This window comes from Pseudorhodobacter sp. E13, assembly GCF_003991405.1.
Classification (GTDB): domain Bacteria; phylum Pseudomonadota; class Alphaproteobacteria; order Rhodobacterales; family Rhodobacteraceae; genus Pseudorhodobacter.
The window spans coordinates 1-12,385 of sequence record NZ_RPEN01000126.1; the positions used below are offsets into that span (position 1 = coordinate 1).

Genomic DNA, 12,385 nt, shown 5'->3' on the forward strand with positions numbered 1-12,385 from the left:
CGGCCCTTTTGATGGAGAGCGGGCCGGGGCTGGCTCATCTCTTGATCCCAAGGTTCCGCATAACCCGCACCATGCTCAGAAATGAGACGATTCCATAGAGTCAGGATAAGGTATGATGTTTTTGGGCTCTGTGAACAAAGAGACCTAGGTGCTCTTTGGATGAGTCGAACCAGTCATGCACGAACTGATAGTCATCTGGCACACCGCCGAACTTTCGGGCTGAGCTTTCGGCGTGATGGAGGGGATGTGCCATATCAAAGCCCCTCGTGTTCGGTGGTGTTGGTTTCGATGTAACGGTTCGAGTGGCTGACATCGATTTTGTCAGTCGCGAGTGCCCAAGTGAGTTCGCCATAGCCGCCTTCGTTGTTCTCGAACCCGGGGCTGAGCGCATTGGCGAAGTCCCAGCCGAAATCTTCGACCCGGCGGCGCATTTCTTCTGTCAAGGTGATCGTGTCGGGTGACACGAGGACATCCTCGACATTACCGGAATCGCCATAGCCTTCATATTGCACCTCGATGCGGGTCACGCCGAGGGCGCGCAGTTCCGAGAGAAGGGCCGCGCGGGTCGCGACCCGCTGTGCGGCAGCACGCCTCTGGGATTCGAGCATCTGCGCGTAGAAATCATTCACTTGTGTCATGTCTTTGCTCCTTTGGAATTGAGGGAAGGGGAGGGCGACCGTTCAGCCAGGCCGCCCCGGAGGCTTCCTTTGGCGGGCTTCAGGCCGCCGCGGTGCCGCGGTTTTCAGCCGTCCGGTCAACCAGGTTGAAATAGAGGTTCTCGGTCGCGCGCTTGAACCCCGGCGGTTTGCGCGGAGCGAGGCAACGCACCGAAGCGCTGCAGCTCTCGCCGTGCTCCATCGCGTACTGCGTCACCTGGTCGATGAGGTCATCCATGCCCGCGGCCTGAATGCGTTTTTCGGGGTAGCTGCCCAGCATCTGGAAGTGGGTGACGACAAATGCACCATCGCGATGTGCGGGATAAAGGGTGATCTGGTACTCGAGTGTCTTGGCCATCTTTGGTCTCCGGCGGCAGGCAAGGCGCGATCATCGCGCCCTTTGGAACCCGCCAGCCCGATAGGACCGCCCTTTGCGCAAGGGCGATCCGGGGCGGCGATTGGGGGTGGAGGGCGTCAGTATTCCGACGGCAGAAGCAGGGTCAGGACCCGGCGCGTCTGTTTGGGATCAGAGGGCTCGGGCGAGCCGTACGTGTAGTCGACGTCATACAGATCGACCTTGAACCAGACCGTCGTGCCATTGAATTCGACGACGCCCATCTCGTGCCATCCCTGCGGATCGCTGTCGGCATTGAACCCGTCGAACGCGGCAACGCGGCGGGTGAGCTCCAGTTGGGAGTCGGGCCCAAGCGCCGCGACGCCGCGGGTCATCACGAACTGGCCCTGCGGGGCTTCCGCGACAGAGGTAGTGCCAAGGATAGAACGGCGAAACGCATCGTTCTGCGCGGCGATCAGTGCGGCTTCCTGGACAGGATCGAGGTCAAGTGTGGTGGTCATGGGATATCTCCGGGACGGGCCAGCCGATCCGATATCGGCTGTAGGCAACCCGTCAGCCGGAAAGAGCCGCCCTCGATGTGAGGGCGGCCCAAAGCTCATGTGGCAATCAGATCGGTGTTTGCTTCGTCAGGCCGCATGCCCACTGAGGAAGGCGGGCAAGGATGACGGTTCGTCGCTCTCCGCCTCGGTCAGAGGATCGGTGGCGGGCACGTCCCCTTCGTCGGTCTCCGACGCATCACCAACCATGTCGGCACCGACGTCCGCCGCACCGGCAAACACCATGCCTTCGGGCAGCCAGCGTGTCGTCCTGGCGACCGTGGCGGCGTCGAAACCTTCCGTCTGCCCGGCCGTTTCCGCGAAAGCCCGCTCCATCGCGGCCGCGAGATCAGCCTTGCGCTCGCGATTGCGATCCTCGGCGTAATCCGCGCCGATCAGCTTGCGCGCCGTGGCCACTGCATGGCCCTTGTTGACCCGACCCCAGTAGTTCTGCGCGGTCGGGCGCCAGCAGGCCGCCAAATCGACGTCAAGACGCGCGCCAATCTCCTCGATGATCGGGGAGGGGCGATTGTCGGAGGAAAGCTGCGGTTTGAGCGCCAGACCTGATGCCCAGGCGAAGAGCGCCTGCTTGTCTGCGACAGGCAGCGCCGACATCGCCCGGAAGTCTTCGGGTTTCTCCAGCTTCATCCAGTCGGTGGCGAGGTCCTGTTCCAGTGCCTCGAGCATCTTCTGGGCCACGGTATCCGCATGCAACACCTCGCGGTTTTGCGCCTGGAAGGGCCGGATAGAGATATCGAGCGCCTCGTTGTTGTAGGACCGCCCCAGAGCCTGCTCGCAGAGCGCATAGAGCATCGCGTCGAACGCCACCTCGAAATCCGCCGCCAGATGCGCCCGCAGGATATGCTGGCGCGTGGCGCGCAGATCGTCGGCGAGGCTCGCTGAAATCCCGTCCGCCTTGCGCAACGTCGCCGCCGGGTCGGAGCTCGGCACCGGCGTGGAGGAGGTCGGCGGCGTCACGTGTGGGTGGGCAGGGGAGGGGGCGCCATCCGCATTTTTGGTGGTATCGTCGGGCTCGGGCGCGGCCGGTATATCCTCCGGTCGCACGAGGCCTTTCTCGACCCGAAGCGCCCCGTCATGACCGATGGTCAGAACGACACCGGCAATAGCGCGATCTTCGTCCGCATAGGGTTGCCGTTCGCGCTGAAGGGCCTCGATCTCACGCAGGCGCGGCTCAATGGCGTAGTATTCTTCCGTTTCAGCGTCAGTCCAATCCTCACCGTCATTCTGCGCCGCCAGTTCTTCCTCGCGCGCGATGAGACGCTCTTCCTCGGCAAGCAGGTCCGGATCGGGGTCGATATCCTGCGGATAGACCCGCCCGAAACTGCGAAACGCGCCGTAATCCACCGAGAGATGCACCTCGACCCATTTCCAAGTTCCCTCGAAGGTTTTCGCCGCAGCCTGCAGCTTCTCGATGGCGAGGCGCTCCAGGAGCTCGGGGTTTTCCATATGGGCGCTGGCGCGGTCGTCGAAGAGATCGCGCAGCAAAATGCCCCCCGCCGCCTCGTATGCTTCGATGCCGACAAAGCGCCCTAGGGCAGAGTTGGCTGAATGCGCGGTCTCGGTCAGCTGGCGTTTGATGCTCTGCGGATGGATATGATAGCTGCCCTTCATCGCGTTCCAGACTGCCAGTTGGCGATCATGGTCGTCTGTCAGCGTGAAGGCCATCACGCATTCGAGGGTCAGATCGCCCGCGCGAAACTGCTCGATGATCTCCGGCGCGACACGGGCGAGTTTGAGGCGGCGGCGCACCAGGTCGACGGAAACGCCGAATTTCAGCGCGATCTCGTCCTCGCTTCGCCCCTCGCCGATCATCTTGTCGAAAGCTTCGAACTGGTCCGCCGGGTGCATCGCCGCCCGCTGGAGGTTTTCGGTGGCGGAGGTGAGGATGGCGTTGCGCTCATCTTCGACGAGGCAGGGTACAGGGTGATTTGCCGAAATGACACCTTCCTGTGAAAGCTGCTTTAGCGCCTTGAGGCGGCGACCGCCGGCATCTACTGCAAAACGTGTTTCTGACAACGCATGGACCACCAGGTTCTGCTTGATACCGGTCTCGCGAATGCTGGCGAGTAGTTCGGCGTCATCGCTGGCGCTCGCGGCAACCTTCCGGACGTTTAGAGGGCTCGGCTCCAATTTGTCGAGCGGGATCATCCGGATGTCGGTGGCACCGTCAGGCGCAGCCGATCCGGCGGCTTCGGTCCTCTTGGTGGTGGCGAGTTTCGGGCGAGTTGAGGCCTTGGTCATGGTCAGGGTCCTTGTCACGCCGGACCCGGATGAGCCTCTCTCTATCCTTTCAAGCCCGGCATCCGGGCTTCCCTTTCTCTGGCTTTCTGATGAGTTCTCTTTCCAGCAAAAACTCGGCATGCTCAGCTACACTGCAAATTTCTTGTCTTGGCCTGAAGGCTTTACACATTATAGTAATCTTGCGAAGGTGGATAAGGTTCGCTCCAAAACCAACAGGAGAAATACAAAGTGTTGCCCGAAAGCTGTACAGTCGACTTTTCCGATTATTGTATTCATGCGTTTAAAGATGGCGACTACATTTCTCAGAAATTGCTTGCAGGCGTGGACTGGGCAGAGGGCATTTGCAGGATTGCAAAGTTATTCCTCGCTGGTGAAGAAAATCCAATCATTCTAGACGTAGGCGCAAATTTGGGGTCATTTGCGCTGAAAATCGGATCTCAACTGCGCGGTGCCGCAGAAGTGGTCGCCTTTGAACCGCAGCCAATGATATTTTATCACCTTTGCTCTGGAATTGTAATGAATAAGCTTAGCAATGTGCGGGCTCACAATATCGCATTAGGAGACTATGATGGTATGATAGAGGTTCCAACGTCTGTGTCTGGGACGTCGTGTAATTATGGCGCTGTCTCTCTCAATCCAGAAATCAATGCCAAACGGGGCTGGAGTGTTGCACCAGCTGCGCCCCTTCATGGCACGGTCCCTATCCATAAACTCGACAGCATGAATATCCCTGGAAAGATTGGCTTCATGAAACTGGACGTAGAAGGATTTGAGAGCGCTGTCTTACGAGGGGCCGAGGGTACGCTTGAGCACTCGAACTTTCCTCCTATGCTTGTGGAAGTTTGGCAAGACAGCAAGTTCTCTGATGTCAGACTCGAACTGTTATCGGTCTTTCAGAGGCTTGGCTATAGTGCACTCCACTTGCCAAACGGCGAGTGGATTCTCCAACATCCCAAGAATCATTCTGAAGTAGCCGTTGTCAGCGACGAAAAAAGCGTTTTGACGCTTAGGCGGATACGCTAGTCAGCACAAGAGAACTAGGTTTCTTCAAGAAGAAACTTAGATCAAACAGAGCTAGACACGTTGAAAAAGAGTATATCAAGCGCCTATTTTCAGTCGCTTCGAGACTGAAAATAATAATGATCACAACCCAGATGCGACCGTTCGAGAATAAATAGTTTGCCTCTAGCCGGCTTTGATGATGTGACCGCCTCGGACGGCATCGATGTGCAAAGTTGGGTCTGCGAGGTCACACGTGGGAGGACGATCATATCATCAGAGTCGATCGGAACAAAAACTCATTGTTGATCCGTCAGATTTCGAGAATCCTATCGATAGACTGGCGGTGCTTAGATAGTGGCAATTTATGAAAGGCTATTCAGGGTATGGATAATACGGAAATTCAGGCACTACGGAGACTAATCGAACCGCGATCGCCACAAGTCTTTTTCGACGTCGGTGCAAATATTGGATATGTCAGCAAAGCTCTGCTTGAAAATTTTCATTCGGCAGCACTGCACGCATTCGAACCATCTCCGGTTGCGTTTGACGAACTAAAACGCGGGTTGAAAAGTTATCCCAATGCGACGCTTAATCAGATGGCCTTGTCAATTCGACCATCATTAGGCTATATAAGCAAGGACAACAGCCCCCATAACACGTTAAGTTTAAACCCCAATGAAGCCAAAAGTGTTCAAGTGGAAATCAGCACTGGCGACTTATATTGCTCAAGGAATAATATTGATATAATAGATTTTCTCAAGATTGATACCGAAGGTTTCGATCTTGACGTGCTGGCGGGTTTTTCTGATTTGCTTTCCAGGCGGGCAATATCTGTGATACAATTGGAAACAACTACCAATCTAGACAATCGGTTTCATGTTCATCTCGAACGGTTTATCCATTGGCTTCACCCATTCGGCTATCGGCTGCACAGTCTCTTTGAGTATCATCGTCACATTTATATGACAGGGCAGAAAATGAATGGAGCATGGTTTTGCAACTCCTTTTTTGTTGCCGAAGTCAAAGACGCTGCACTTAGAAGAGATGGAAGGAACTAGGGTGAGAACTTCGGTAGTTTGCCCTGGGGGGGGCACAACCCAAGAATCAGTAGGCGCAACAGCAAAAGCCATTTCACCGACTCGTAAATTATCAGAATTCTCAAGGAGCAGGCCACAATCTGGTGGCACCGCGCCCGGCACACAGTTTTCAGTGGATCACCTCTTAACAAAGAAAATATTATGTTCCGCAAAGCTCAAAAAGACCGCATACAAGAGCATTCTACCAAAACCAGATTCTATTTGGGCATTTACGTCAATCTCGATTTCCTCTGAGCTTCGATTATCGAACATCTCTTGAACTCGCGCTTTCAGAGCGGCAGTTATCAACACTCGAAACTCTTCGTCGGTCATCGTCGGCGGAACAGGTGATAGGTCTGCTTGAGTTATGAAGCCGATGTCTTCGCAGGCACTGAATATTGCTTCGGCCATCCGAGTAAACAGAAGATCGTCAGCGAGGCTCTTGGCGTAGCGGCCTACGGATGAAAAGTCGGGACTATCAGTCATTTTTTTCGTTCCTCGAATTCTTGTCGAGATGGAGATTCCAGGAATGAAGAAGAGTTTCTTGAAACCCCTCTGCGAAGGCCTCCGGGTTGAATAAAGTGGCTCCGTCCACACGCTCTCTAAGCTTCTTGCGAAGAGATTTGAGCTTTGGTGGAGACAGAAGAAGTTTGACCGCCTTGTCAACATAGTCACCGGTGGTTTCTGCAATCAATTCCTTCATGTCTAGTTCAGTCAATAGGCTTGCGCAAACACGAGACGCAAAAGACAGTCCTGGGTAAGTAATGATGGGAACCCCCATCCGTAGAGCATCGCTTGCGGTTGTGTGGGCATTATACGGGAAGGTATCGAGACAAAGTGATACATGAGCATGCCTTGCCAGATGTTGAGCTCGTGGGACGCGATTTGCCCAGAGAATTCTATCCGGATCCAGACCTCTCTCCTTCGCTCGTTCAGATATATTGGATTTTGCTATTGGTTCGTCGGAAAACAACCAAAGGAACGCCTCAGGGACCTGCAGCATTATCGAGACCCATAGGTCGAAAGTCTGCGAGTTGATCTTGTGGACAGAGTTGAAGCAAGCCAATATCTGACCCTCTGAAGGCAAACCCACTTCCTGACGTGTGACCGATTCTACTGGCGCGTCAAACAAGCGGTCATTGATTTGGTAAGACCCGGGCAAACGAAATATCTTCTCTGAGAAATGGCGCTCAGACGTCTTTGGGATCACGATATCATCTGCAATCAGGCCATCCATTTGGGAACACATTGTCGTCCCCGGATAGCCAAGATATTGAAGCTGCAAAGGCGCAGCTCTATAGGCAAAGATTCCCAGTCTATGATTTTTTGTGACCCCATTTAGGTCAATGGCAACGTCAATGCGATTCTGTCTCGAAAGTTCTGATATATCCTTGACTGATAGATTTGAGACCTCATGAAATACATCAACCGCAGCGGAAACCTTTTCCATATATCCGTCACTGGTTTTTGGGCTAAAAGAAAATGCATGAACCGCAAACTTCTCCCTGCTCAAACATTTGAGTAGTCCAAGGATCAGCTGGGTGGTCGGGTGATTGTAAAAGTCGGCAGAAAAGAAACCGACATTCAACTTATCTGATTTAGGCACCCTATCATGCAACGGAATTGGTGCAATCGAATTAAACTTCGCGGCATATCGCCTTGCAGCTATCTGATGGAGTTCAGGATCATCAACGACACTCAACAAGACCCAAGGATTGGGAGCGCTTGCTGCTTGCTCGAGCTGCTCTCGATGACTACAGAGATAGGATATTTGATGACCGAGTGCCGTCCAATCAGCCATTTGGGCCAAACAATAAACTAGCTTCGTGCGGGTGTCGGCACAGTTAGGGACGAGGGTGAGCCTCGCAGAGTAAAGATCGGCAGCGTCTGACCACTTCTTCCGAGCGAGAAGCGTGTTAGCTAGATTGATAAGAGCGCTACGATTATTGGGATTGATCGTTAACAACTCGCGCGCATATTTTTCAGCTTCATCGAGCCGACCTAGGTCAAAGCAAGCTGCTGACATGTTCCCTAGTGTCAGTTCGTTCTTGGGGTCCAAGTGAATAGCTGATTGCAGCGTTTTATAGGCCTGTTGTTTTGCTCCGTCAGCAAGCAACATCGCCGCCCAGTTTGCTAGTGTAAGGCTCGTAGTTTCGTTTCGAACTGCAGTTCTAAAAGCAATCCGTGCCTTATCTACTTCTCCGCCCCTAAAGAGTAGTTCTCCAAGAGCTACCAACATCCTCCCACTCAGGAGCCGATTCACATCAATTTTTGCAGCCTCAGTTACAGCCAAAGCTAAACCACCTGCCTTTTCCCTGCTTAGTGCAAGATACAGCCGAGCTTGGTCCACTTTGGTGTTCTCTCGCAAGATAGCTATGCAAGTTTCATTAACTAATTCATAGTTACCCGTCGTGTACGCCCTCGCTAAAGGATTGAGCCTCTCCAGAACAATCTCAACATCTCCTCCAGAAATCCCCCAACAGAGAGAATAGAAGGTTCTCGAGAAGAACCCAGGCTCCGCCTCGCTGATAGCTAGAGACCGGGCCAAGGCCAATGCGGTGTCAGCTTCGCCATTTTTGACCAGCTTTTCCAGACAAGTTCGGGCAACGTCCACACTTACTTGCACTGCCTCTATTTTGGTAGATGCAATCATCAGATTCTCCGCCGCGTCGGAAAAAGAAAAATCATAGTCGTCGGGTTGTTATATCGGACTGCGAGCCTCGTGTAGCCTACTTTAAGCCTCGCAAATCGGAGGTTTTCCCGGAGCATCCCTTGCGTATTCACTTGTAGCTTCCCTGCGCACATCTAACGGCGCTAGCGCAAGAATACATTGTTCGCCCATTGCTCAACAACGACACTCATCTCGTAACGGCGAGCCTCGAGGGACGCAGCTTTGGACATCTCCTTGTAGTGCTTTTCGTTATAAAGGGCCTCCTTGATCGCTTCAGTCCACGTGCTTACTGGTTCGTCGGCACATCTTGAGCTGTAAAGTCCTGTTTCAGACGACGCAGACAGCCGGTCATCGAATGGGATGACCAGACCTCCCCCACCTATCTGCTCCTTGATCCCACCAATGTCGAACCCGATACAGGGCACTCCAAGGGTCATCGCTTCGGCGATTACCTTTCCAGCGGCTTCATTGATGAGCGATGGCATCAAGAGTAATGCACTCTGACGCAAAGCCAACCTGATATCAGGTTGCCACGGCATCCATGCAATATTTGCTATAGCGTCAACATTTACGTTGTTCTTCAACCAGAACTGCCGAGTACTCCTGCTTTCGACACAAAGGAAAAGGCGATTGTCGTGCGAGTATTTTTGAGCGATATTAAAAAAGAAGTGTCCTCCCTTATCGGGAGCTGGATTAATCAAGGTTATTGCACCTATTTTGCGGCGCGCGTTAAGGATACCATTATTAGGTTTTTCCAGCTCAAACCTGACTGCAGTTGGAATTTGAATTGAACTTTTATTAAAGCGCCTTAAGTAATGTTCTGCAATGTATTTGCTTGGCACAACGAGCTTATCTGCAAGATCAAACAGAGGTTTTCGTTCTTGTTCGTAGCTTGCCGTTCCCGCATAGAAAACAAGTTCAGCACCGCATCTCTTTCCCATATCAAGCACGGGTATGAGCTCGTTCGAACCGAAGAAAATAATGAAGTCAGGTCGGACAGTCTCGATAAAATTCCGGGCACGACTGTAGAAGGTGTCAATGTCGTTCTTGGTAAGATTCATCGTATTCTTGCTAGAAGCAACCAAAAGATAATGCCGGACACCATTATTATCGTAGTGGAACAGTTGGCTAGAACTTCGGCTCGGTGACAACCGAGGGTCAATTTTCTCATCTGCACAGTAGTCATCGCCATTATCGTAGCAGTTGAAACTAAAGCAACTGACACTTTCTGCCTGCCGCGATAGCGCCTCCAAAATTTGCCTGAGTTCAAGAGCAGCGCCGCTGTTTCGGTCGAGCAATGTTTTAAATGAGATGAACGCGATCTTCATCTGACCCAACTTTCTGCCTGGCGAGATTGACTCTCCGAGGGTCTGAGCTTGGCAAAATCAATTAGAGTGTCTCTGGTTTCTTTATGAGCTCTAAAGTCTTCATAGGCGACTGCGATGAAGCTGTGCCCACCCGAGATAAGATCACTAATCGCGCGCGAGTATATTTTTTGCGCGCCATATGCCCCGAAAGTTGGGTGCCACTGACGCCGTTCCCTGGTTCTTTCGATGTTACTAAATTTTCGTGTAACAAGAATCCAAATGGGATCTGCGACTTCTGCAATCTCGCCGATGAGGAAGGCTGAAAGCGGGTGCTTCAAGCAGATGCCGGATTGCCCTTGAGATGCAGTCTCTCTTTCTTTAGCTAGTATCCACTGGCCAAGCCAATCGACGAATGCGGCCCTTGAACCGGTTTCTGAAAGGGTCTTCTCGTCAAACACAGCCAGACAGGCCTGACGAAATTCCTCAGATTCAAAGGAATTTGGAGTGTTTGGATCTATTGTTTGCTGGTGTGGCGGACATGAGTTTAAACCCATGTGCGACAAGTATCCGGCTACTGAAGTTGACCCAGACCCCCAACTGCCCAATACACAGACAACGCCAATCCCGCATTGATTAGCCATTTGTGAAACAACCGCGCACAGTGAAGCTATACTTGACTGTTGGCATTCCGCCAACCTCAAAGCGATGTTCGATTATTCCACCTAGGGCCAGCAACCCTACACGAACGGATCCTGCGCACGTTTGTAGTTTTGCTGTGGCTTGATCTGGAATAAGTTCTGGACGCGCGGCAGTGTATATATGCGTGAGTGTTTTACCGTTCCATGACAGACTCGTTACCGTAAGTCCATCTTCGATGTCAGCTCTAACGAAACGATCCAGTGTAGGACGAATTAGATTTTCTCTTAGCTTTGCCGTCTTATAACTTTCCACCCAGTATGTTATCAGGGTCATTGAGAGAACGATTGTCAGGAATATGAAGCTGCGAAATGCGAGTCTTATCGAGAAAAAGAAGCTCACGAAACTGAGAAACGTGAGTGCAACCAAAGTAGCGGTGGCTGCTGCCTCGATTGGCTGAGAAGTAAAGAACTGCATCTTTTTAGCCTACTATTGAGGACGTGTGAGTTGGTAGAGCAACTCACCATCCGGTGTCATCCATGCTTGGGCCCCTCGTGCTTGATTGAGCCTCAATATTGCGTTGCCTGTTTGGTTTCCAAAGGCACCGTCAGGTGTCAAACCCGCACCGTATTGGTTGAGGATTTCCTGAAGTGGGCGGACTGCTTCTGCATAAAACAAAATGGTACGACCCTGTGGATCAGCCAGACTTGTTACTCTAGTATCTGACCGCACCCAAAATGGCCTCATTCGATTGAGAGCAGTTTGAAGAGCCTTTTCGAAGGTCTGCGCTTCATCTTCGGAACAAATGAACGAGACAGTTCTCAAGAGCTCCCAGGTGTCGCCCAACGGAAACATATCAATCACGCCATTCGATCTTGAAGCTGCGGTGGAGTAAGCTGCTGCCCAATTCAGGAATGCTGTCTTTTCCACTTGCCGTCCCTGCTGGCTTACTACGGGCAGATAATCGGAACACAAAAACGACCCAGCGTTTCTTACGTTTGTGGGTTTAGGATTGTCCTGTGCAAAAACCGCTGATGGGATGGCTGCTGTAACGAGGATCGCTTTGATGATACGCTTGATCATTTATTGTAGCTTTCGTGATGATGTGGCCCACATTAATGTGGGCCACATCTGTTTAGTATTTGGGCTTGAATTACCAAGACCAACCAATACCGACTGCCGCTCCTACGCCACCTTCTTTCGAGTATTGAGCTGCACCGCGGAGAACCATATTGTTGTCCAGTCGAGCGGTCCCACCGAGTGCGAAGGCGGATTGACCATTATAACCGCCGACCGCAACACCGAACGAGAAACTCTCATTCGCAGTGATCGTCGGCAGTTGGGTCATGGCCATCGTACCGGCAATTGCTCCACTGAGTTTTCCTTCCAATGCGCCAAGCTGTCGAACGTTGACCGCATCGGTTGGTGCCACGCCGTCAGCAACTCCAGACAGTCGGACCGGTGCGCCCCCAGCTCCAGAGAAGTTCACCCCACTGTCGGAAAGCACCATTTGAGTGCTGCCGCCCGAAACGACTGTGGATGTCGTACCGGTAAGGCGAGTGGTCCCACCGGAGCTGCTGAAGCCAGAACCGTTTTGGGTAAGACTTACGCTGGTCGCCGTTACTTCGACCTGCGAGCTATTCCCGGCTCGATCGTCGACAACGAGATTCATCCCAGAGCCGTTGACGTCCAACTGGGTAAAGGGTCCAGTTCCTGTTGCAGATGCGTCTCCTATTGTGACGTTCAGATCATCAGTTATGTCGACAGTCCCCTGGAACAGGCTGTTGCCGGAGACACCAAGGTTACCCGACATCGTCGTGTCGCCCGAGATACCCACATCCGAGTTGAATGTCGCGTCACCCGCAACTGCAAGCGTCGAGTTCA

12 protein-coding genes are annotated in these 12,385 nt (G+C 52.7%); 2 read left to right on the plus strand and 10 right to left on the minus strand.

Annotated elements, in window-relative coordinates:
* Window positions 1–254 precede the first annotated feature (254 nt).
* The 4 genes from EGN72_RS00910 to EGN72_RS00925 all read right to left on the minus strand — a co-directional run bounded on the left by EGN72_RS00910 (window position 255) and on the right by EGN72_RS00925 (window position 3,809).
* A complete protein-coding gene (locus tag EGN72_RS00910) occupies window positions 255–638 on the minus strand; it encodes a DUF6878 family protein (protein ID WP_127044780.1) in 384 nt (127 codons plus the stop codon).
* Between the two features lie 79 nt (window positions 639–717).
* A complete protein-coding gene (locus EGN72_RS00915; protein ID WP_127044781.1) occupies window positions 718–1,014 on the minus strand; it encodes a hypothetical protein in 297 nt (98 codons plus the stop codon).
* Between the two features lie 116 nt (window positions 1,015–1,130).
* Window positions 1,131–1,511, minus strand: coding sequence for a DUF3768 domain-containing protein (locus EGN72_RS00920; RefSeq protein WP_127044782.1), 381 nt, complete (start codon window positions 1,509–1,511; stop codon window positions 1,131–1,133).
* Between the two features lie 126 nt (window positions 1,512–1,637).
* On the minus strand, window positions 1,638–3,809 hold the full coding sequence (locus tag EGN72_RS00925; RefSeq protein ID WP_127044783.1) for a ParB/RepB/Spo0J family partition protein: 2,172 nt from the start codon (window positions 3,807–3,809) through the stop codon (window positions 1,638–1,640).
* A 228-nt stretch (window positions 3,810–4,037) separates the two neighbouring features.
* Between EGN72_RS00925 and EGN72_RS00930 the strand changes: the two genes are divergently transcribed.
* Together EGN72_RS00930 and EGN72_RS00935 are read left to right on the plus strand one after the other, a co-directional pair.
* Window positions 4,038–4,832: an FkbM family methyltransferase gene (locus EGN72_RS00930; RefSeq protein WP_127044784.1), complete on the plus strand. Its 795-nt coding sequence runs from the start codon at window positions 4,038–4,040 to the stop codon at window positions 4,830–4,832.
* A 362-nt stretch (window positions 4,833–5,194) separates the two neighbouring features.
* Window positions 5,195–5,869: an FkbM family methyltransferase gene (locus tag EGN72_RS00935; protein ID WP_127044785.1), complete on the plus strand. Its 675-nt coding sequence runs from the start codon at window positions 5,195–5,197 to the stop codon at window positions 5,867–5,869.
* Window positions 5,870–6,025: 156 nt separating this feature from the next.
* Here EGN72_RS00935 and EGN72_RS00940 read toward each other — a convergent pair whose 3' ends face one another.
* The 6 genes from EGN72_RS00940 to EGN72_RS00965 form a co-directional block, all read right to left on the minus strand.
* Entirely contained in the window at window positions 6,026–6,373 is a 348-nt protein-coding gene (locus EGN72_RS00940; RefSeq protein ID WP_127044786.1) for a hypothetical protein, read from the minus strand.
* Window positions 6,366–8,540, minus strand: a complete 2,175-nt coding sequence (locus EGN72_RS00945) for a tetratricopeptide repeat protein (RefSeq protein ID WP_127044787.1) — start codon at window positions 8,538–8,540, stop codon at window positions 6,366–6,368. Before EGN72_RS00945 ends, EGN72_RS00940 begins: the two co-directional genes overlap by 8 nt.
* Window positions 8,541–8,701: 161 nt before the next feature.
* Window positions 8,702–9,886, minus strand: coding sequence for a glycosyltransferase family 4 protein (locus tag EGN72_RS00950; RefSeq protein WP_127044788.1), 1,185 nt, complete (start codon window positions 9,884–9,886; stop codon window positions 8,702–8,704).
* Window positions 9,883–10,419, minus strand: a complete 537-nt coding sequence (locus EGN72_RS00955; protein ID WP_233586984.1) for a hypothetical protein — start codon at window positions 10,417–10,419, stop codon at window positions 9,883–9,885. Before EGN72_RS00955 ends, EGN72_RS00950 begins: the two co-directional genes overlap by 4 nt.
* 571 nt (window positions 10,420–10,990) lie before the next feature.
* Window positions 10,991–11,584: a peptidoglycan-binding protein gene (locus EGN72_RS00960; protein WP_127044790.1), complete on the minus strand. Its 594-nt coding sequence runs from the start codon at window positions 11,582–11,584 to the stop codon at window positions 10,991–10,993.
* 70 nt (window positions 11,585–11,654) lie between these two features.
* Window positions 11,655–12,385: YadA-like family protein (locus EGN72_RS00965; RefSeq protein ID WP_199743677.1), on the minus strand; the 731-nt coding region annotated here is incomplete at its 5' end.